The 19840-nt window shown below is 73.2% G+C and carries 17 protein-coding genes; 2 read left to right on the forward strand and 15 right to left on the reverse strand.

Features of this window, described 5'->3' with window-relative positions; translation table 11 throughout:
• Positions 1–9: 9 nt before the first annotated feature.
• From glcF to NYO99_RS18220, 7 genes are read right to left on the reverse strand one after another with little or no spacing between them, the layout of a single operon-like run.
• On the reverse strand, positions 10–1257 hold the full coding sequence (gene glcF, locus NYO99_RS18190; protein WP_268168692.1) for a glycolate oxidase subunit GlcF: 1248 nt from the start codon (positions 1255–1257) through the stop codon (positions 10–12).
• Complete coding sequence (glcE, locus tag NYO99_RS18195) at positions 1257–2339, reverse strand: glycolate oxidase subunit GlcE (RefSeq protein ID WP_268168693.1); 1083 nt, start codon at positions 2337–2339, stop codon at positions 1257–1259. Before glcE ends, glcF begins: the two co-directional genes overlap by 1 nt.
• A complete protein-coding gene (locus tag NYO99_RS18200) occupies positions 2336–3814 on the reverse strand; it encodes an FAD-linked oxidase C-terminal domain-containing protein (RefSeq protein ID WP_268168694.1) in 1479 nt (492 codons plus the stop codon). The genes glcE and NYO99_RS18200 overlap by 4 nt, the downstream gene beginning before the upstream one ends.
• A gap of 12 nt (positions 3815–3826) precedes the next feature.
• Positions 3827–4678 carry a substrate-binding periplasmic protein gene (locus NYO99_RS18205; RefSeq protein WP_268168695.1) on the reverse strand — a complete coding sequence of 284 codons (852 nt, stop codon included), beginning with the start codon at positions 4676–4678 and terminating at the stop codon, positions 3827–3829.
• Positions 4679–4712: 34 nt separating this feature from the next.
• Complete coding sequence (locus tag NYO99_RS18210; protein ID WP_268168696.1) at positions 4713–5468, reverse strand: PhaM family polyhydroxyalkanoate granule multifunctional regulatory protein; 756 nt, start codon at positions 5466–5468, stop codon at positions 4713–4715.
• A 28-nt stretch (positions 5469–5496) separates the two neighbouring features.
• Complete coding sequence (locus NYO99_RS18215; RefSeq protein ID WP_268168697.1) at positions 5497–6411, reverse strand: TraB/GumN family protein; 915 nt, start codon at positions 6409–6411, stop codon at positions 5497–5499.
• Positions 6408–6893 (reverse strand): retropepsin-like aspartic protease family protein, encoded by a 486-nt coding sequence (locus NYO99_RS18220; protein ID WP_268168698.1) that lies wholly within the window; start codon positions 6891–6893, stop codon positions 6408–6410. The genes NYO99_RS18215 and NYO99_RS18220 overlap by 4 nt, the downstream gene beginning before the upstream one ends.
• Positions 6894–6987: 94 nt before the next feature.
• On the opposite strand from NYO99_RS18220, the gene NYO99_RS18225 reads away from it, so the two are divergent.
• On the forward strand, positions 6988–7815 hold the full coding sequence (locus NYO99_RS18225; protein ID WP_268168699.1) for a DUF6279 family lipoprotein: 828 nt from the start codon (positions 6988–6990) through the stop codon (positions 7813–7815).
• A 5-nt stretch (positions 7816–7820) separates the two neighbouring features.
• Here the strand turns inward: NYO99_RS18225 and NYO99_RS18230 are convergent, their stop codons facing one another.
• The 6 genes from NYO99_RS18230 to NYO99_RS18255 form a co-directional block, all read right to left on the reverse strand.
• On the reverse strand, positions 7821–8675 hold the full coding sequence (locus NYO99_RS18230; protein WP_268168700.1) for an alpha/beta hydrolase: 855 nt from the start codon (positions 8673–8675) through the stop codon (positions 7821–7823).
• Positions 8676–8745: 70 nt separating this feature from the next.
• Positions 8746–9969, reverse strand: coding sequence for an ABC transporter permease (locus tag NYO99_RS18235; RefSeq protein ID WP_268168701.1), 1224 nt, complete (start codon positions 9967–9969; stop codon positions 8746–8748).
• A gap of 2 nt (positions 9970–9971) precedes the next feature.
• Positions 9972–11279: an ABC transporter permease gene (locus NYO99_RS18240; RefSeq protein WP_268168702.1), complete on the reverse strand. Its 1308-nt coding sequence runs from the start codon at positions 11277–11279 to the stop codon at positions 9972–9974.
• On the reverse strand, positions 11279–12574 hold the full coding sequence (locus tag NYO99_RS18245; protein WP_268168703.1) for a TolC family outer membrane protein: 1296 nt from the start codon (positions 12572–12574) through the stop codon (positions 11279–11281). Before NYO99_RS18245 ends, NYO99_RS18240 begins: the two co-directional genes overlap by 1 nt.
• On the reverse strand, positions 12571–13248 hold the full coding sequence (locus NYO99_RS18250; protein WP_268168704.1) for an ABC transporter ATP-binding protein: 678 nt from the start codon (positions 13246–13248) through the stop codon (positions 12571–12573). Before NYO99_RS18250 ends, NYO99_RS18245 begins: the two co-directional genes overlap by 4 nt.
• Before the next feature lie 16 nt (positions 13249–13264).
• Positions 13265–14554 carry an efflux RND transporter periplasmic adaptor subunit gene (locus tag NYO99_RS18255; protein WP_268168705.1) on the reverse strand — a complete coding sequence of 430 codons (1290 nt, stop codon included), beginning with the start codon at positions 14552–14554 and terminating at the stop codon, positions 13265–13267.
• A gap of 362 nt (positions 14555–14916) precedes the next feature.
• Between NYO99_RS18255 and NYO99_RS18260 the strand changes: the two genes are divergently transcribed.
• Positions 14917–16854: a methyl-accepting chemotaxis protein gene (locus tag NYO99_RS18260; RefSeq protein ID WP_268168706.1), complete on the forward strand. Its 1938-nt coding sequence runs from the start codon at positions 14917–14919 to the stop codon at positions 16852–16854.
• Between the two features lie 106 nt (positions 16855–16960).
• Here the strand turns inward: NYO99_RS18260 and NYO99_RS18265 are convergent, their stop codons facing one another.
• A complete protein-coding gene (locus tag NYO99_RS18265; protein WP_268168707.1) occupies positions 16961–18235 on the reverse strand; it encodes a DUF1501 domain-containing protein in 1275 nt (424 codons plus the stop codon).
• Between the two features lie 5 nt (positions 18236–18240).
• Positions 18241–19761 (reverse strand): DUF1800 domain-containing protein, encoded by a 1521-nt coding sequence (locus NYO99_RS18270; protein WP_268168708.1) that lies wholly within the window; start codon positions 19759–19761, stop codon positions 18241–18243.
• Positions 19762–19840 lie beyond the last annotated feature (79 nt).

Genomic DNA, 19840 nt, shown 5'->3' on the forward strand with positions numbered 1-19840 from the left:
GCGTGCGGGTCAGACGCCGCGCAGCGCGTCGTCCAGCACTTCCACCCAGTGCCGCACCGGCGTGTCGGTGCCGCTCTGCAGGTGCTGGATGCAGCCCACATTGGCTGACACGATCTGCCCAGCCTGCAGCGGCGCCAACGCCGCGAGCTTGCGGTCGCGCAGCTGCTTGGACAGCGCGGGCTGCAGCACCGAGTAGGTGCCGGCCGAGCCGCAGCACAGGTGGCTGTCGCTGGGCGCGCAATCGATCCGGAAGCCCAGCTCGCGCATCGCCGCCTCCACGCCGCCCTTGAGCTTTTGCCCATGCTGCAGCGTGCAGGGCGGGTGGTAGGCCAGGTGCTGGCCGGCGCCCGCGTGATGCAGCCGGGGCTTGAGCGCCGGCACCAGCTCGGGCAGCAGCTCGCTGAGGTCCTTGGTGACCTCGCTGATGCGCCGGGCCTTGTCGGCGTAGGCCGGGTCATCGCGCAGCGCGTGGGCATAGCCCTTGACCGCGACGCCGCAGCCCGACGCGTTCATCACCAGCGCCTCCACGCGCTCGCCTGGCCCCGCCACCAGCGGCCACCAGGCGTCGATGTTGCGGCGCATGTCGTCCAGCGCGCGGGCGCGGTCGCCCAGGTGCTCGCGGATGGCGCCGCAGCAGCCGGCGCCGTCGGCCACCACGGTCTGGATGCCGGCGGCGTCCAGCACGCGCGAGGTGGCGCTGTTGATGTTGGGCGCCATGGCCGGCTGCACGCAGCCCAGCAGCAGCCCCACCTTGCGGTTCAGCTGGCGCGTGGGCCAGTCATGCGCCGTGGCCGGCGGTCGTACCGGCACCTTGTCCTTCAGCGCGGCCGGCACCAGCGGCCGCAACGCCTGGCCCAGCCGCAGCGCCGGCTTGAACAGCGGCGAGGTCAGCCCTTCCTTCAGCAGCCAGCGCTTGCGCCGCTCGGCGGCGGGGCGCTCGACCTTGGCGTCCACCACGCGCCGGCCGATGTCCAGCAGGTGGCCGTACTCGACGCCCGAGGGGCAGGTGGTCTCGCAGTTGCGGCAGGTCAGGCAGCGGTCCAGGTGCGTCTGTGTTTCGCGCGTCGGCGTCTCGCCTTCCAGCACCTGCTTGATCAGGTAGATGCGGCCACGCGGGCCGTCCAGCTCGTCACCCAGCAGCTGGTAGGTCGGGCAGGTGGCGGTGCAGAAGCCGCAGTGCACGCAGCGGCGCAGGATGGCCTCGGCCTCGGCGCCCTCGGGCGTGCCGGCGAATTCGGGGGCGAGCGTGGTCTGCATCAGAGGTCGGGGTAGAGGCGGCCGGGGTTGAAGACGCCGTTCGGATCGAAGCTCGCCTTCAGGCGCTGATGGATGGCCGCCAGCGGTGGGCTCAGTGGCGCGAACACGCCGCAGGTTTTGTCCAGTGCGCGGAACAGCGTGGCGTGGCCGCCCACGGCCGCCACGGCCTCGCGCAGCGCCGCTGGCTCCATGGGCGTGACCACCCAGCGCTGGGCGCCGCCCCAGTCCACCAGCTGTTCGCCGTGCAGCCGGAGCTCCGGCGCCGTGCTGGGCAGGCTGAGCCGCCACAGCCGCGCACCGCCGGCCACCGCGCGTTCGGCGCCGACGAAGAATTCGTCGCGCTGGTCGCGCAAGCCCAGCCAGAAGGCGCCAGCCAGCTCGGGCGGGATCACGTCGCCGCCCAGCTTGGCGCACGCGGCCTCGACCGCGGCCTGCGCACCGGCCAGCCGCAGCAGCAGCGCGCCGTCCCACCAGGCGCTGGCCTCGATGGGCAGCGGCTCGCCGCCCCAGCGGTTCATCGCCATCAACGCGGCGGCCTGGTCGAACTCGAAGCGCAGCGTGGTGACGGCCGCCGGCAGCGGCATCACCTTCAGCGTGACCTCGGTGATGAGGCCGAGTTGCCCCATCGACCCGGCCAGCACGCGGCTCACGTCGAAGCCGGCCACGTTCTTCATGACCGTGCCGCCAAAGCTCAGCAGCTCACCGGCGCCGTTGATGAGCACGGCGCCCAGCAGGTGGTCGCGCACCGAGCCCAGCGCCGCGCGGGCCGGGCCGGACAGGCCGGCCGCCACCATGCCGCCGACGGTGCCGGTGCCCCCCGGCCCGCCGGAATACCGCGGCGGCTCGAAGGCGAAGCGCTGCCGGTGCTGCGCCAGCAGCGCCTCCACATCGAACAGCGGTGTGCCGGCCAGCACGCTGATGTAGAGCTCGCTGGGCTCGTAGGCCGTCACGCCGTTGAGTTCGAGCGTGGACAGCGGCTCACCCTGCGGCGCCTCGCCGTAGAAGTCCTTGCTGCCGTGGCCGGTGATGCGCAGCGGTGTGCGGGCCTCGCGGATGCGCGCTTGCAGGTCGGCGAAGTTCAAAACCGCTCCAGTTCGGGAAACGCCAGCAGGCCGCGCTTCACATGCATGCGGCCGTACTCGGCGCAGCGGCTCAGGGACGGGATCTGCTTGCCGGGGTTCAAGGTGCCGGCGGGGTCGAAGGCGGCTTTCAGCGCCAGCATCTGCTCGCGCTCCTCGGCGCTGAACTGCACGCACATGGAGTTGAGCTTCTCGACGCCCACGCCGTGCTCGCCCGTCACGGTGCCACCCAGGGCCACGCTGCGCTCCAGGATCTCGGCGCCGAACAGCTCGCAGCGGTGCAGCTGGTCGGGGTCGTTCGCGTCGAACAGGATCAGCGGGTGCAGGTTGCCGTCGCCCGCGTGGAAGACGTTGGCGCAGCGCAGGCCGTACTTCTTCTCCATCTGCTGGATGTCCAGCAGGATGGTGGCCAGGTGCTTGCGCGGGATGGTGGAGTCCATGCACATGTAGTCGGGGCTGATGCGGCCGCTCGCCGGGAAGGCGTTCTTGCGGCCGCTCCAGAACTTCAGGCGCTGGGCTTCGTCGGCGCTGACCTGCACGGCCGTGGCGCCGCTGGCGCGCAGCACGGCTTCCATGCGGGCGACCTCCTCGGCCACCTCCTCGGGCGTGCCGTCGCTCTCGCACAGCAGGATGGCCTCTGCGTCCAGGTCGTAGCCAGCGTGCACGAAGTCCTCGACAGCCGCCGTCATGGGCTTGTCCATCATCTCCAGCCCGGCCGGGATGATGCCGGCCGCAATGATGGCGGCCACCGCGTCGCCGGCCTTGCGCATGTCGTCGAAGCTGGCCATCAGGCAGCGCGCCAGTTGCGGCCGGGGCACCAGCTTGACGGTGACTTCGGTGACGACGGCCAGCATGCCCTCGCTGCCGACGACGAGCGCCAGCAGGTCCAGCCCCGGCGCGTCCAGCGCCTCCGAGCCGAACTCGACGGCCTCGCCCTCGGCCGTGAAGCCGCGCACGCGCAGCACGTTGTGCAGCGTGAGGCCGTACTTCAGGCAGTGCACGCCGCCGGAGTTCTCGGCGATGTTGCCGCCGATGGTGCAGGCGATCTGGCTGCTGGGGTCGGGTGCGTAGTACAGGCCGTGCGCGGCCGCGGCCTCGGAGATCGCCAGGTTGCGCACGCCGCACTGCACGCGCGCCGTGCGGGCCAGCTTGTCGATGGCCAGGATCTGGTTGAACTTGGCCAGCGCCAGCGTCACGCCGGCCTCATGCGGCATCGCGCCGCCGGAGAGCCCGGTGCCCGCGCCGCGCGCGACGACCGGCACGCCCAGCCGGTGGCAGGCCTTCAGCACGGCGCCCACCTGCGCCTCGGTCTCGGGCAGCGCCACGGCCAGCGGGCGCTGGCGGTAGGCGGTCAGGCCGTCGCACTCGTAGGGGCGGGTCTGCTCCGTCTGGCACAGCAGTGCATGCGCCGGCAGCAGGGGCGCGAGGGCGTCGATCAGGGCGGCGCGACGGGCGTTCAGGTCCAGCGGGGCATTCATGGCGGGCTGACTTTAGCCGCCCATCACCAGCCAATAGGCGGGTTTGTCCAGCGGCGTGGCTGGGGGCAGCAGGGGGTTGTTCAGGCGCAGCTGCACGCGCTTGGCCACCTGGTGGCGCTGCAGCAGGTCGCCGAAGCGTTTGTCGAACAGCCGCTTCAGGCTCCCATCGGCCACGGCGGCCTCCAGGCCGCGCTGCAGGTCGGCCGCCAGCGCGGGCTGGTCGGGTCGCACGAACAGGTAGGACGCCGCCGGGTAGCGCAGCAGCACGTGGGGTTCGATGACGAGATCCTGGGCCAGGCCGGAGGCCGCCTCGTCGTCGATCTCGAACAGCGCGCGCGGGAAGTAGTCGGCGCGCCCCAGGCGCAGCATGTCCAGCAGCGCCTCGTAGCGGTTGCCCTCGCGCACCGGCAGGCCGTTGGTGCGCAGGATCTCGGTGTCGGGCCAGTCATGGCCCTGCACGGCCACGTAGCGGCGCAGATCGTCCAGGCTGCCCACCCCGGCCCAGCGCTGCGCGTCGGCCGAGCGCACGAAGGCGATGCGCCAGCCGATCAGCCCGCGGTCCAGCGGCACGCGTACCGGCAACAGTTGCGCCTCGCGCTCGATGCTGGTCATGGTCCAGCCCAGGTCGAGCCGGCCGCTGGCATCGGCCAGCTCGCGCACCACGCGGGCCTGGGTCATGAATTCGCGCGACTCCACCAGCTCGTAGGCCACGCCGCTGCGCTCGATGGCGAGCTGCAGCACCTGCTGCAGATAGTTCCAGATCGGCGTGCGGCCGGCGTCGTGCTGCGGGTAGACGATGCGGCGGCGCGCCTGGGCCAGGGCCGGCGCGGCCAGGGCGGTGAGCAGCAGGGGGCGGCGTTTCATGGCGATGCGGCGTGCACAGGTCGCCGGCCGGGGGTCAGGCCTTGCGGCGTGCCGGTGCGCGGCGGGGGCGCGCGGCCGGGGCAGGCGCCGGCGCCTCGGCGCTGCCGGTCAGGCCCTTGGTCACGCTGCCGACGACGCTGGCCGGCACCGCAGCGGCACGGCGCAGCGTGTCGCTGGCGGCGTCGAAGCTCTGCTTGACCAGCGTGCCGGCGAGGTTCTTGGCCGCGTCGGTGGCCGTGTCCTTCATGGCGGTGGTGGCCAGCTGCGTGAACTGCTGGCTCAGCGCCGTCCACCACTGCGTGGGGTCGATGGCAGCGGCCGGGTTGGCGGCGGCGTCCTGCGCGGCTTTGGCTGCCACGCGGGCTGATTTGGCTGCGCCGCGTGCCACGGTCTTGGCCGCCGACTTCGCCGCCGTCTTGGCTGCCGGCATCGCTGCTGCCGCGGCTGCGGCGATCTCGGGCGGCACGCCCGGCCAGGCGGGCGCCTCGGCACCGGTGGGCAGCTTGAGGCTGTCGCGCAGTTGGGCCAGCGGCACATTCATGGTCTGCAGCGTGGACAGCGTCATGCGCTGCACCTCCAGAGCCTGGATGGTGGCGGCCAGCATGCGCGCGTTCTGCTCCAGCCAGAACTGCACGGTGCGCAGCTCCTCGATGCGCTTGCCCAGCTCCTCGGGGTTGAGCGTGGGCGCCACCCACTGGCCGATGCCCGGCAGCGCGGAGCCGGCGTTCTTGACCAGGCCTTGCAGGAAATCGAATCCGGGCACGAACTTGGTGAAGCTGTTGTCGGTCATCGCGGTCTCCTGGGCGTGGTCCCTGATCCTACTTGGCGGGCACGATGGCTTCCACGTGAAAACCGCGTTTGGCCAGCAGCCGGGGCAGGGCCTGCGGCCCGCTCATGTGCAGCGCGCCCACGGCCACCAGCACGCGCTGGCCCTGGGCGTGCAGCGCGGTGATGCGTTCGGCCAGCGGGCCGTTGCGGTCGTCATTGAGGCGGGTCAGCCAGGCGCGCTCGGCCGGCGTCTCGGCGCACTGGCACCAGGTGGGGTAGTCGGCCAGCGCCTGCATGTCGCCGCGCGCCCAGGCGTCGGCCAGGCGGCGCAGCGGGCCGCGCACCTGGCCGCGCTGCAGCTGGGTCAGCGCGCCGTCGACGATGTCGGGCAGCTCGTCGGCGGCGGGTTCCAGCGCGGCCAGCTGCTCGGCCGCGCTCTCCAGCGCCCGCACGGGCCGGCCTTCGGCGCGGGCGCGGGCCATCAGGGCCATGTCCTGGCCGAAGCTGGCGTCGAAGCCGTCGCGGCGCGCCTCCAGCAGGGTCAGCGTGCTGAGCTGCAGCACCGGCGGGAAGACCGTCAGCACGCCCGGCGGCAGGCAGGCCTTGGTAGCCTGGGCGGCCATGCGCTGGGCCAGCGGCGCGGGCAGCGGCGCTGCGGGCGGCCGGGCGGCCAGTACGGGCATCAGGTCGGCCGGGTCCAGCTCGACGGCCAGCACCTCGGTCTCCGCCCAGGCGCGGCGCAGCGCCGGGCCGGCGTAGGGCCAGTCGGCCTTGCCCAGGTGCAGCGTGCCGTAGAGCCAGCTGCTGCGGCCGTCGCGCGTGATGCGCCACAGCGGCCCGCGGTCGGGCGCCTGGGCGGCCCAGGCGGCGGCCTGCGCGGCGTTGGGCGGCACCGGGGTGGGTGGGCAGTCGGCACGGGCGCTGCCGACGAACAGGGCCAGCAGCAGCAGGGTGGTGCGGATCATGGTTGCGGTTGGATGCGAAGCTCGCCGGGCTTCTGGGTGAAGTGCAGCCGGCCCAGCACGTCCATGCCGAGCAGCGGCGCGTGCAACTGCGGCAGCACGGCCACCGGCAGGCGGTTCGCACGCACGCCGCCGTCCAGCGCGATGTCGGCCCGCGCGGCAAAGCCCTGGGCGGGGCCGCCGGCCGTGCGGGTGCTCAGCGTGCCCAGCGGCTGCAGGCCGGCGCGCTCGGCCAGGGCCTGGGGCAGCGCGGTGGTGGTGGCGCCGGTGTCGACGAGGAAGTCCACCTCCACATCGCCCACGCGGCCGGGCCAGTGGAAGTGGCCGTCGGGCGAGCGCGTCAGCACGATGACGTTGCCGGCCAGCTGGAAGCGGCTGGCCTCGCGCTCGCGCTCCCAGTACTTGAAGCCCAGGAAGACCACGAGCGTGACCACCAGCCAGACGGTCATCAGCTTGAAGGTGTGGGGCAGGTCCGGGCGAGACACGGGCAGGGGCAAACGTTGCAATGGGGCCCAACGATAACCGTGCCCCTCAGAATGGGGCCCTGCGCGTGGGCACAGGGCGTGCCGGGGCTTTCAGATGCATGCACTTCGCCGATTTGCCGCGTTGATCTCGCTGGGCCTGCTGCTGGTGCTGGCGGGCTGCTCCGGCCTGACGCTGCTCTATCAGCAACTGCCGCTGGCCGCGAGCCTGTGGGCCGACCGCTACCTGGACCTGGACGGCCCGCAGCGCCAGCGGCTGCGCGAGCACCTGCGCCAGTGGCAGGCCTGGCACCGCCGCGAGGAGTTGCCGCAGTGGCTGGCGTTGTTGCGCGAGGCGCACCAGGCGCTGGAGGGCGGCGTCACGCGCGAGGAGCTGCTGGCGCTGGAGCAGGGCGCCCTGGCCAGCGCCGAGCGCAGCCTGCAGCAGGCGGCGCCGCTCGCCGCGCCGGTGCTGGCGTCACTGCGCCCGGCGCAGTGGCAGCACCTGCAGCAGACCCTGGACGCGCGGCTGACGCAATGGCGCGAGCGCGAGGCCGGCGCCGATGCAGCGCAGGCGCGCGGCGAGCGCTGGGCGGCCGGCCTGGCGCGCTGGTTGGGCGATCTGGACCGGCCCGTGCGTCGCGCCGCCCAGGCCGAAGCCGCCCGCTGGCAGGTCGACCTGCCAGCGCAGGCCCAGGTGCGTGCGGCCCGCCAAGCGCGCACGCTCGAGGCCTTGCGGGCCTGGGCGCAGCAGGAGCACGGTGCGGGCGTTGCGCTGCTGATGCGCAACCTGCAGCCACAGCCGGCCGAACTGGCCTACCGGGAGCAGGCGTTGGCCGCCGTGCTGCGCCTGCTCAACGGGCTGGATGCCGGCCAGCGCGAGGCTGTGCACCGCCACTGGCGTGCCTGGGAGCGTGAGCTGGGGCGGCTGCAGTCCGGCGGCTGAGCACGTCACAGCCCGAACAGGGCTTGCAACGCCTCGCGGTACTGGCCTTGCCCCACCGCGTTGGTGTTGTGGTGCGAGCCGCCCTCCACCAGCACGAAGCGCTTGGGCTCGCGGGCGCGCTCGTAGAGCTGCTGGCCGAGCCGGGGCGGGATCAGGCTGTCGCGGCTGCCGTGCACCACCAGCAGCGGCGAGCCGATGTCGGCCACGCGCGAGGCGGCATCGAAGCGCTGCGTGATCAGCGGCGACACCGGCAGCCAGCCCCAGCGGAAGGTGGAGACCACGTCGGGGATGGACGTGAAGCTGCCCTCGACGATGAGGCCGGCCTCGTCGCCCACCTGGCTGGCCAGGTCCACGCCGATGGCACCGCCCAGCGAGTGGCCGAAGATGAAGCGGCGCGCGCCCGGGTGGCGCTGCGCCATCCAGTCCCACGCAGCGCGCGCGTCCTCGGCCGCCATGGCCTCGGACGGCAGGCCGGGCGTGCTCTTGCCGAAGCCGCGGTAGTCCACGCCCAGCACCGAGAAGCCCAGGGCATGCAGGCGGCGCATGCGTGGCGCGCTGCCGCGCACGTCGTAGCGGGCGCCGTGCAGGTACAGCAGCACGGGCGCCTGGGCGTCGGGCTGCGGCAGCCACAGGCCGTGCAGGCGCACATCGCTGCCGTCGGCCGTGCTCTTGAAGCTGATCCAGACATCCTCCATGCCCTCGGCTGCCGCCAGGCCGCCGGCCCAGGTGCGGTCGCTGGGCTGGAAGATCCAGCCGCGCTGGCGCTCGTCCAGCGAGGCGCAGCCAGCCTGCAGGCCCAGGGCCAGCAGCGCCAGCACGGCGATGCCGGCGAGCCGGCGCGGGGATGCGGTGCGCGTCATGCGCCCATGGTGCCAGCGCCGCAAAGACCTGGCCCGTGCCGGGAGTCAGCCCGGCGCGCTGCTCAGCTGCTCAGCTGCGCAGCGCCGCCACCGGCGACAGCCGCGCGGCGCGGCGTGCCGGCGCCCACACGGCGGCCTGGCCCAGCGCCCACAGCGTCAGCGCGCCGGCCGGCAGGTAGAGCCAGGGCAGGCGCGGCAGCTCGTAGGCTTGCATCAGCAGCTGGCTCAGGCCCCAGGCGCCGCCCAGGCCGAGGGCGATGCCGGCCGTGGTCAGCAGCAGGTTCTCCAGCTGGAAGTAGCGCAAGACCTGGCCCTCGGTGGCGCCCAGGGCGCGGCGCGTGCCGATCATGCGGGTGCGCTGCTGCACCCAGAAGCAGGCCAGGCCGACGATGCCCATGGCCGTGACCAGCAGCAGGGCCACGCAGACGCCGCCCATCAGCCAGGCCATCGCGCGGTCCTGGGCGTAGAACTGAGCGCGCATTTCGGTCAGCGTCTCGGCCTGGGTGACGACGCGGGTGCGGTCGTCGGCCTCCAGCGCGGCCGTGGCGGCCTTGAGCTGGGCGTCGCGCTGGGCTGGGTCCACGCGCAGCACGTAGCTGCCGCCGCCGCGCAGCGGGAAGATCATGGCCGGGCCGGCGTCGGTGCGCATGGCGCGGTGCAGCTGCGGGTGCGTCAGCGTGTCCACCACGCCGATGATGGTGGACGGCGTGCCGCCGAACACGTAGATCACCTTCCCGACCGCCGCGCCATCCGGGAAGAGCTTGCGGGCCATGAGCTGGTTGACGATGACCTGGCCGATGCGCGGCTCGGGTGCGCTGAAGACCTTGGCGGCGTCCAGCACCTCGTCGGGCTGGAAGTTGCGCCCGGCCACCAGCCGCAGGCCCAGGGCCGGGATGAACTGCTCGTCACCCTCGTACTGCGCGGCGACGAACAGGCGGTTGTTGCTGTCCGGGCTCAGCGAGACGCCGCTGTTGTTGCTGTTGTGGCCGTAGGCGATCTGGTTGGTCGCGGTGGCGGCCTGCACGCCTGGCAGGGCCCGCAGCCGCGCGAGGTCGGCGGCCACGACGCCGGCCACCTGCTCCCGCGGCAGCGGCTTGGCGCCGCGCAGGTTCAGCACGATGAGCTCGGACTCGGCCAGGCCGCTGTCCGTGGCGAGCGCCTCGACGCGGGTCTGGATCAGGTGCAGTGCATTGGTGACGATGGCGCAGGTCAGCGCCACTTCCAGCACGATGAGGCCGGCCGCGATCTTGTGGCGGCGCAGCGTGGAGAGGATGGGCATCAGGTCCTTGAACATGATCACTGCACTTTCAGCTGAACCGCGGGGGTCACCAGCGCCGCGCGCCAGGCCGGCAGCAAGCCCGCGATGAGGCTGGCCAACAGCGCCAGGCCCAGGGTCAGCGCGAGCATGGCGGCGTCCAGCTCGGCCAGCGGCGCGTAGTCGTTGGGGCTCTGGCGCACCAGCCACAGGCCGCCTTGCGCGAACAGCAGGCCCAGCAGCGCACCCGCCCCGCCTAACAGTGCCGCCTCGACGAGGAACTGCCGGAAGATGTCGGCGCGCGTGGCGCCCAAGGCGCGGCGCACGCCGATCTCGCCGCTGCGGCGCAGCGTCTTGGCCAGCAGCAGGCCCACCATGTTGACCACGCACACCGCCAGGAAGCCGAAGGCCAGCCAGGTCTGCAGCCGCACGTCGGCCGGCAGCACCTGCTGCGCGCTCAGCCAGTCCATCACGTTGCGCAGCCGCACGTTGGCGGGACGCTCGAAACGCCCGGCCGCGCGCTGGGCCTCGGAGTAGGCGACCAGGTAGTCGCGGTAGGCGGCGGCGTCCTCGGGCTTGTCGAACTCCACCCAGTACTGCACCCAGGCGCAGGAGGCCGTCAAGTCCAGCGGGCTGCCGCCGTTGGCGCCGCGGCCCCAGCAGTCCATGTTGCCCCAGTGGCCCATCTTCAGCGCCATCGCGGTGGAGAAGGGCAGGAACAGGTCCTCCGTGTCGGTGTAGCTGCCCAGCGTCAGGTCCCAATAGTGCGGCTTGACGCGCCAGGGTTTGAGCACGCCGATGACGCGCAGCGGCTGGCCGCGCACGATGAGCTCGCGGCCCACGCTGTTGGCGCCGCCGAACAGCTGGTCGTTGAGGCTGGCCGAGAGGACGGCCACGCGGGCCTCGGCCGCGTCGTCGGCGGCGTTCCAGCCGCTGCCGTACTGCCAGGGCGCGTCGAACATCGCGAAGAAGTCGGCCGAGGTGTAGCGCGTGGGCGCGAACACCGGCTTGCTGGTCGCATCGGGCAGGCCGACTGCGGTGTTGAAGGCGCTGGACATGACCTGGCGCTTGGCCTTGGCGTCGCGCAGCAGCGCGGTCGCGTCGAAGCGGGTCAGGTCGAAGGTGGGCTCGCTGCCGGCCTTCCAGCCGACCTTGTCGCCCGCGTCCAGCTGCACGTTGAACAGCCGCTCGCTCTTGTGCGGAATGGGGTCGCCGGCCAGCACGTGGTAGACGGTCAGCGTGGTCATGCAGGCGCCGATGCCCAGGGCCAGCGCCAGCACCATCAGCGCCGACAGGCCCTTGCTGGCGAGCACGTTGCGCCAGGCGAGTTCGAGGTAGTGCAGCAGCATCAGCGGGTCTCCAGCAAGGCGTTGACGGCGGCCAGCTCGGTGTCGCCCAGCGAGCCGGCGGCCTGGTGCAGCGCCAGCAGCGCGAGCACGTGGTGGTGGCGGGCCTGGGTCTGCGCGTTCTGCGCGGCGGCCAGGGTCTGGATGGCGAGCAGCAGGTCGGTCGTCGAGCGCGTGCCCAGCGTGAGGCCGGTGCGGGTGGCGTCCAGCGCGCGCTGTGCGGCGGCCACGGCGGCCTGCGTGGCGCGCAGCTGGGCCTCGCCCTGGCCGACGGCCAGGTGGCGGGCGCGCACCTCGCGCAGCACGGCGCGACGGCCGGCTTCCAACTGTTCACGCGCCGCCTCGCGCTGGAAGCCGGCGCGGTCGGCCGCCGCGGCGGTCGCGCCGCCGGCAAACAGCGGCACGGTCAGCCGCAGGGCCAGCTGCGTGGGCGTGCGGCCGGCGTCCGCCAGCGGCACGCCGTCACCGCGCTGGCGCTGCGTGTCCAGCCCCAGGCTCAGCGTGGGCAGGTGGCCGGCACGGGCCGCGGCCACGCGCTGCTCGCTGGCCTGCACGGCCAGGCGCAGCGCCTGCAGCTCGGGGTTGGCGTGCAGCGCGCGCGCGGCCCAGGCGTCGGCGCTGTCGGGCAGCGGCTGCGCGGCCAGCGTGGCGCGCAGCGGTTGCAGCGCGGGCGGCGCGGCGCCGGTCAGTTGGGCCAGCGCTTCTTGGGCATCGGCCAGCTGCGCTTCGGCGGCGAGTGTGCTGGTGCGGGCCAGCTCGCGGTAGGCGCGGGACTGGTCGGTCTCCACCTGCGCCGACAGGCCGGACTGGAAGCGCGCGTCCGCGTCGCTTACCTGGCGGGCAAAGGCGTCTTCGTTGGCGCGCGCGGTGGCCAGCTGGGCCTGGGCCGACAGCAGGGCGAAGTAGGCCTCGGCCACGCGGGCCCGCGCGCTCTGCTCGGCCGCGACGAGGCGGGCGGCCTGCGCCGACGCGAGGCTGCGGCTGGCATCCCAGTCGCGCAGCGCGGCGAGGTCGACCAGGGCCTGGCTGACGTGGCTGGTGGTGACGTTCCAGCGCGCGCCGCCCTGCTCGCGCTGCTCGCTGCGCGCCAGCTGCCATTGGGGCAGCAGTGCGGCGCGGGCCTCGCGGGCGCTGGCGTCCTGCGCGCCGCTCAGCGCGGCGGCCTGGCGCAGCAGCGGGTCGGCAGCGCGGGCCAGGGCCCAGACCTGCAGCAGATCGTCGGCACGGGCCGTGCCTGCAGCCAGCAGTGCGAGCGTGAGCGAGAGCTTCAGGGCGGCGAAGCGCAGCGGCGTCTTCATGCGGTGGCGGCGAGGTCCACGACCTGGCCGTCGATGACATGCACGTTGCGCTGCGCGCGCGCGGCCAGCTGCGGGTCGTGCGTGACCATGACGATGGTGGCGCCGTCGCGGTGCAGCTCCTCCAGCAGCTCCATGACGCTGCGGGCCATCGCGCTGTCCAGGTTGCCGGTGGGCTCGTCGGCCAGCAGCAGGCGGGGCTCGCCGGCCAGTGCGCGGGCGATGGCCACGCGCTGCTGCTGGCCGCCGGACAGCTCCGCCGGGTAGTGCTTGCCGCGCGCCGACAGGCCCACGCGGGCCAGCGCGTCGGCGGCGCGCTTGCGGCGCTCGGCCCCACCCATGCCGCGGTAGCGCAGCGGCACCTCGATGTTGTCGAGCACGCTCAGGTCAGGAATGAGGTTGAAGGCCTGGAAGATGAAGCCGATCTTCTGGTTGCGGATGCGCGAGCGCTCCGCGTCGCCCATGCGGCTGACGTCGATGCCGTCGAGCCTGTAGGTGCCGGCACTGAAGGCTTCCAGCAACCCGGCGATGGTGAGGAAGGTCGTCTTGCCGGAGCCGGACGGCCCGGTCACGGCGACGAACTCGCCCTCGCGGACGGTGAGGTTGAAGTCGCGCAGCGCGTAGGTCTCGACCATCTCGGTGCGGTAGACCTTTTGCAGCTTGTCCATCTGGAGCATGGGGTGTCCTTGTCTCTCAATCAGCAATCAGGACGCGGTCCGCGCCCTTGAAGTTATCGGCGCCGGAGATGACGACGCGGTCGCCGGCCTTCAGGCCCGACAGCACCTCGACCCGCTCCAGCGAACGCGCGCCCAGCCGGATGGCGACCTTCTCGGCCACGCCGTCGCGCACCACGTAGGCATGGCTGCCGCCGCCTTCGTCCACAAAGCTGCCGCGCGCCACGCCCAGCACCTGGTCGCGCCGATCCAGCAGCACGCGCACCGACAGGCGTTGGTTCTGGCGCAGCTGCTCCGGCTGAGCGCCGGCAAAGCGCAACCGTGCGGCCACCTCGCCGTTGACGACCTCGGGTGACACCGAGCTGACCTGGCCCGCCCAGCGCTGGCCGGCGGCCGAGCCGCCGGAGATCTCGCCCGGCATGCCCGGCTGCAGCTCGCGCGCAAAGCTCTCGGCCACCTGCATCTGCACCTCCAGCGCCGACAGGTCGATGACCGACAGCAGCCGCGCGTCGCGCGTGACGTTGGTGCGGTCGGCCACGAAGAGCTGGCCCACCTGGCCGTCCACCGGCGAGCGCACCTGCAGCTCGGCCACCTGGCGCTCCAGGTCGGCCACCAGCAGCTGCTGGCGCGCCAGCGCGCTGTGCTTGGCCTGCACGTCCAGCTTCAGGCTGTCGGTCTTCAGGCCGCGCAGGCTGGCGGCCTGGTCCAGCGCCAGCTTGGCTTTGGCGAGCGCGTCCTGCGCGCGATCCACCTGCATGCGGGCGGTGGCGCCGGCCTCGAAGGCCTGGGTCTGGCGGGCCAGGTCGTTCTGCGCGGTCTGGTGGTCGATGCGGGCGTTCTCGTACGCGCTGTGCAGGGCCGCCGTCTGCTGGCGCGCGTCGACCTCGGCGCGGGCCAGGTCGGCGCGCAGCGCGTCGACGTTGCTGCGCTCCTGCGCGAGGCGGTTGGTGAGCTCCGGCGAGTCCACGCGCGCCAGCACCTGGCCCTGGCGCACCGGGTCGCCGGCCTTGACCAGCAGCGTCGCTGTGCCGCCGCCCTGGGCGTACAGCGTCGGGCTTTGCGCGGCGACCACGCGGCCCTCGCCGGCCACGTCGCGCGTCAGCGGCCCGACGCGGACGGTGGCAATGCCCAGGCGCGCAGCGCTGACGGCGGCGTCGGCGGACAGCGCCTGACGCAGGCGACCGCCGGTCCCCAGCGCGATGGCGGTGATGACGATCAGCGCACCGCCGCCCAGCAGCAGCGGCCAGCGGCGGGCGCGGGGGGCGAGCGGGCGGTCCTGCTCGGAGGTGTCACGGAAGCGCGAGTTCATGCGTCGCTTACCGCAAGCCCCATGCCCGGCCCGGCACTGTGCTGCATCAAGCACTTGCGCGCGTGGCCGCTGTCCGCGGACAGCGTGCGGACAGTCCGCACGGCATGCGGCCGGCGTGCGCCGGTGCGGCCCAAGTGCGGCAAATGTCTCGGTAGCGGAGCTGGGGCTCGCGGCGTTTGATGCAGGTCAAACGCTATCGCTGTCGGGCTCCCTAGGATGAACCCGTTCTGGTTCCCTAGCCTGCCATGTCGAATCTCGCTGCAGCCCGCCCGGGGCTGCCTGTGCCTGTCCGTTCGCCCCGTTCATCGCTCGCGCCAGCGGCTGGCGGTTTCTTCTCCCACCACGGTTTCTGGGCGCCCGGCGTGCGGCTGTTCCGCAGCCTGCGTTTCGGTGCCAAGGCGATGATCATCTCGGCGGCGTTTCTGGTGCCGCTGCTCGGCTTGGTGGCCTGGCTCATCCAGGACGAGGCCGAGACCCGCCTGCAGGAGCGCCAGGCGGCGCTGCGCCAGCATGTCGAGATCGCGCACCAGGTGCTGAGCTGGGCCCACGGCCTGGAAGCCGGCGGGCTGTCGCGCGAGGAGGCCCAGGCCCAGGCGCGCCAGGCCATCTCCAAGCTGCGCTACGGCGGCCAGGAGTACTTCTGGATCAATGACATGCAGGCCCGCATCGTCATGCACCCGTTCAAGCCCGAGCTCGACGGCAAGGACGGCAGCGGCATCAAGGACCCCAACGGCGTCGCGCTGTTCAGCGCCTTCGTCGCCCAGGTGCGGCGCAACGGCCAGGGTTTCGTGAGCTACCAGTGGCCCAAGCCGGGCCAGGCCGAGCCGGCCGACAAGATCGCCTTTGTGAAGGGCCTGGACGCCTGGGGCTGGGTGGTGGGCTCGGGCCTGTATGTGGACGATCTGCGTGCGGCGCAGCAGCACATCCTGGTGGAGACCGGCGTGGTGCTGGCGCTCATGCTGTGCGTGGCGGGCTACCTGTTCCTGAGCTTCTACAAGGTGATGGATGGTGGCCTGGACGAGACGCGCCGCCACCTGCGCGCGATGACGGCCGGCGACCTGACCACCACGCCCGCGCCCTGGGGCCGCGACGAGGCGGCCGACCTGATGCGCGAGCTGGCCACCATGCAGGACTCGCTGCGCCACATGGTGCAGCGTGTGCGCCGCTCCAGTGATCAGATCCTGCACTCCAGTGCCGAGATCGCCAGCGGCGCGCTGGACCTGTCGGCCCGCACTGAGCAGGCGGCGGCCAACCTGGAGGAGTCGGCCGCGTCGATGGAGGAGATCTCGGCCACCGTGCGGCACAGCGCCGAGCACACGGCCGAGGCCTCGCAGCTGGCACGCCAGAACGCCGACATCGCCGCTGATGGCGGCCGCGTGATGGAGGAGGTGGTGCAGACCATGCAGGACATCCGCGCCTCGTCCACGCGCATCGCCGACATCATCGGCACCATCGACGGCATCGCCTTCCAGACCAACATCCTGGCGCTGAACGCCGCGGTCGAGGCCGCGCGCGCCGGTGAGCAGGGCCGCGGCTTTGCCGTGGTGGCCAGCGAGGTGCGCATGCTGGCGCAGCGCAGCGCCGAGGCGGCCAAGGAGATCAAGACGCTGATCAGCCGCAGCGTGGAGCAGGTGGAGTCCGGCACGGCCATCGTGGGCCGCGCGGGCGAGACCATCGCGCAAATCGTCGACGGCTCGCAGCGCGTGGACCAGCTGCTCGGCGACGTGGCCCAGGCCTCGCGCGAGCAGGCCCAGGGCATCGCCCAGATCGGCCAGGCCGTGCAGGAGCTGGACCGCGCCACGCAGCAGAACGCCGCGCTGGTGGAGGAGACGGCCGCGGCCGCCGCGTCCATGCAGACGCAGGCCAACACGCTGGTGGGCGAGGTGTCGCGCTTCGAGATGCCGGCGGGGCTGTCGCTGGACGTCGAGGACGAGCCCGCCGAGCGCGCGGACTTCGATTTCGACAGTGCCATCAACGCCCACCGCGACTGGAAGGTGCGCCTGCGCCAGGCCATCGCCGACCGCGCCAAGCTGGATGCCGACACCATCTGCCGTGACGACCAGTGCCCGCTGGGCCGCTGGTTGCACGGCGATGGTCAGCGCCGCTGGGGCGCGCGCCCCACCTTCGTGGCGCTGCTGGACAAGCATGCCCAGTTCCACGCGGCAGCCGGCGATGTGGCGCGCCGCATCAACGGCGGGCAGTACGAGCAGGCCGAACGCCTGATCGGCGCCGGCTCGGTGTTTGCGAGCCGCTCCACCGAGGTGTCGACGCTGCTGACCCAGGCCAAGCGCGGCCTGTGAGGCGCGGTGCCGCTCAGGCGGCCAGCACGAGCACGCAGTAGGCCAGCACCGCGCCGCACAGGCACAGGCCGAACAGGGGCGATGTGGTGCGGCGCATGCCGGCCGCCTAGCTGCGGACGAGCTCGCCCGCCTGCCGCCATGCGGCGCCGGGCTGCGGGAACACGCTGGCCAGTGCGCTGTCCGGCAGGCCCAGGTGGCGCTGCAGCACGGCGGCCAGCACCTGGCGGAAGTCGGTGGTCACGGCCAGGTCGCGGCCGTCGGCCAGTGCGGCGCGGTCCAGCCCCGGCCATTCGCCCAGCACACGCCCGCCGGCCACCGGGCCGCCCAGCAGCCACATGACATTGCCGCGGCCGTGGTCGGTGCCGCCGTTGCCGTTCTGGCGCACGGTGCGGCCGAACTCGCTGGCCACGACGATGACGGTGTCCCGGTAGGCGTCGCCCAGGCCCGTGGCCAGTGCGTCCAGCCCCTGGCCCAGGCTGGCCAGGCGGTTGGCCAGCTGGCCGCGCGCGGCGCCCTGGTTGACATGCGTGTCCCAGCCGCCCACGGCCGTGAACGCGAGCTGGGTGTGCGGGTCCTTGCGGATCAGCGTGCCCAGCCGCAGCGCATCGGCGGCGAAGCTGCGGGCCGACGGCGCGCCGGCATCGGCCGTCGGGTCCATGCTGCGTTCGCCCGGCGCCATGCCCGAGGCCATGCTGCGCGCCATCTCGCCGCGGCCCTCGGTGGTGTCGCGCAGCGTGGCGCTGAGCGCCGGGTCCTGCGCGTACAGCTTGGCCAGGCCGGCCTGCATCTGCGGGTTGTCGATGCTGCGGCGCTGCAGCGCGTTGGGCCCCAGGCCCAGGTTGGCGACGCTGGCCGTGCCGGCAAAGATGCGCGGCGGCGTGCTTCCCTGACTGACGCCGCGCGTGGGCGCTGGCTCGCCGGGCAGCGCGGCCAGCAGGCGGTTCATCCAGCCGTCGGGCGTGGACTTGCGGCCCGGCGTGCCGGACTCGAAGTAGTCCTGCGCGTCGAAGTGCGAGCGCGTCGCGTCGGGCGAGCCGCTGGCATGCACGAAGGCCAGCTGGCCGCCGTCCCAGTGGCGCTTGAGCATGGACAGCGACGGGTGCAGGCCGAACAGCGAGTCCAGCTTGAGCAGGCCGTCCTCGGCGCCGGGCGCGGGCAGCGCGATCTGCGGGCGGCCGGCCGCATAGTCGCGCTCGCCATAGGGCGCGACGACGGACAGGCCGTCCACCGCGCCGCGCAGCATGACGACGACGAGCTTCTTCGGCGCGGCGGTCTGCGCGCGCAGCAGGGACACGGGCAGGCCACCCAGCGCGAGCGCGCTGGCCTGCAGGAGTTGGCGGCGGTGCATGGACGGCTCCGGGTGACGAGGGTGCATGGACATGGGCGTCAGCGCTTCATGAAGTCGGGCGATGCGAGCAGCAAGGCGACTTGCTGGCCGGCGGGCTCGCTGGCCAGCGTGCGGCGCGTGGCCGCGCTGACCGAGGCGCCCAGCGTGTTGCCCAGCCGCTCGGCGCTGACGCCGCTGCGCTGGCCCAGTGTGGCGGCGAGCTGCACGCGCTGCGTCAGCGCCTCGGGGTTGCGCCAGGCGGCGGCGATGGTCTTGTAGCCGTCCGGCGTCTGCGCGCCGTACAGCGGCTGGCCGGCCTGGGCCAGTGCCTGCAGCAGCGGCTGCGGGTTGGCCAGCGGCAGGTCCAGCGCGCGCAGGCTGGACAGCAGGTACTGGTAGGGCGTCTTGAACTTGGCCTGGAAGGCCTCGCGCTGCCAGAACTCGTCGGCGCGCATCAGCACGCGCGTGAACTCGCGCAGGTCGCCGCCGCTGGCCAGGAAGCTGTCGGCCAGCTTCTGCACCAGGCTGGCCGGCGGCTCGTCGGCCACAAAGGCCTGGGCGAACTTGTGGGCCAGTCGACGCGCGGTGGCCGGGTGGGCGGCCAGCACGTCCAGCGCCCGCTCGCCCTCGGCCTGGCCGGCGCCCGCGATGCTCTGGCCCAGCCAGGTCTTGGCGCCGTTGTCGTGGCGGCGCGGGTCGAACGCGAAGGCGTCGCCCGTCGCGCCGGCCAGCAGCTTGCGCGGCTCCAGCCCCCAGCCGGTCAGCATGCGGGCGAGCTCGGTCACATCGCGCTGCGTGTAGCCGCCGTCCACGCCCAGCGTGTGCAGCTCCATCAGCTCGCGGGCGTAGTTCTCGTTCAGGCCGCTGGCGCGCTGCGGGTTGGCGGCGGCGCGGCGCTGAGCGCGGTCGGCCGCCACGCTCTGCGCGTTGTCCAGGTAGATGAGCATGGCCGGATGCTTGGCCGTGGCGCCCAGCATGTCGCGGAAGCGCCCCAGCACATGCGGCCGGATGGCCTGCTGCTCGTAGTTCGCGATCAGCACGCCGACGGCGTTCTTGCCGGCGAACACGTTGAAGTGGTTGAACCAGAACTCGGTCAGCACTTCCTCCAGCTGGGCCGGGCTGTGCAGCGCACGGGCCAGCCGCGCGGTGGCGGCCTGAGCCACCAGCGGGCGCACCTGCTCGCGCACGGCGTTCAGCGCATCGGCCTCGGGCTTGCCGCCCTGGGCCTGCTCGCGGCGCGCCTCGCGGGCGGCCTTGACGGCCTCGCGGTAGCGGCCCAGCAGCTCGGCCTGGCCCAGCTGCAGCGCTTCCATGCCGGCCAGGCGCTCACTCAGCGCCGCCGGCGCGGCCAGGCGGCGCGGCGTCAGCTGCTCGGTCAGGAAGCGCTCCAGCCAGGCCTCGGCGCCCTGGGCGGCGATGGCGGCTGCGTCGGCCGGCCGCGGGCCGTAGCCCAGGCGGTTCAGTGCGTGTAGCGCACGCTCTTCGGCGCTCAGCGGTGCGGCGCTGCTGGCCTGCGCGGCCGGCAGGCGCAGGCCGGCCAGCGCGGCAGCACCCAGCATGAGGCGGCGTCGGGGGTTCATCGGCGGTCTCCGTCGTCGTGAGGGCCGCAGCATCCCGCGCTTTGCGCAAGCCGGTGTGGCCCCTGCGCAAAGATTTGTG

Source organism: Roseateles hydrophilus (genome assembly GCF_026712245.1).
GTDB lineage: Bacteria > Pseudomonadota > Gammaproteobacteria > Burkholderiales > Burkholderiaceae_C > Pelomonas > Pelomonas hydrophilus.

What these genes read in the sequence shown, in the direction of transcription:
- glcF (WP_268168692.1), bottom strand. Translation starts at nt 1,257, where the DNA reads ATGCAGACCACGCTCGCCCCCGAATTCGCCGGCACGCCCGAGGGCGCC.
- NYO99_RS18200 (WP_268168694.1), bottom strand. Translation starts at nt 3,814, where the DNA reads ATGAATGCCCCGCTGGACCTGAACGCCCGTCGCGCCGCCCTGATCGAC.
- NYO99_RS18205 (WP_268168695.1), bottom strand. Translation starts at nt 4,678, where the DNA reads ATGAAACGCCGCCCCCTGCTGCTCACCGCCCTGGCCGCGCCGGCCCTG.
- NYO99_RS18210 (WP_268168696.1), bottom strand. Translation starts at nt 5,468, where the DNA reads ATGACCGACAACAGCTTCACCAAGTTCGTGCCCGGATTCGATTTCCTG.
- NYO99_RS18215 (WP_268168697.1), bottom strand. Translation starts at nt 6,411, where the DNA reads ATGATCCGCACCACCCTGCTGCTGCTGGCCCTGTTCGTCGGCAGCGCC.
- NYO99_RS18225 (WP_268168699.1), top strand. Translation starts at nt 6,988, where the DNA reads ATGCATGCACTTCGCCGATTTGCCGCGTTGATCTCGCTGGGCCTGCTG.
- NYO99_RS18230 (WP_268168700.1), bottom strand. Translation starts at nt 8,675, where the DNA reads ATGACGCGCACCGCATCCCCGCGCCGGCTCGCCGGCATCGCCGTGCTG.
- NYO99_RS18235 (WP_268168701.1), bottom strand. Translation starts at nt 9,969, where the DNA reads ATGTTCAAGGACCTGATGCCCATCCTCTCCACGCTGCGCCGCCACAAG.
- NYO99_RS18240 (WP_268168702.1), bottom strand. Translation starts at nt 11,279, where the DNA reads ATGCTGCTGCACTACCTCGAACTCGCCTGGCGCAACGTGCTCGCCAGC.
- NYO99_RS18245 (WP_268168703.1), bottom strand. Translation starts at nt 12,574, where the DNA reads ATGAAGACGCCGCTGCGCTTCGCCGCCCTGAAGCTCTCGCTCACGCTC.
- NYO99_RS18250 (WP_268168704.1), bottom strand. Translation starts at nt 13,248, where the DNA reads ATGCTCCAGATGGACAAGCTGCAAAAGGTCTACCGCACCGAGATGGTC.
- NYO99_RS18255 (WP_268168705.1), bottom strand. Translation starts at nt 14,554, where the DNA reads ATGAACTCGCGCTTCCGTGACACCTCCGAGCAGGACCGCCCGCTCGCC.
- NYO99_RS18265 (WP_268168707.1), bottom strand. Translation starts at nt 18,235, where the DNA reads ATGTCCATGCACCCTCGTCACCCGGAGCCGTCCATGCACCGCCGCCAA.
- NYO99_RS18270 (WP_268168708.1), bottom strand. Translation starts at nt 19,761, where the DNA reads ATGAACCCCCGACGCCGCCTCATGCTGGGTGCTGCCGCGCTGGCCGGC.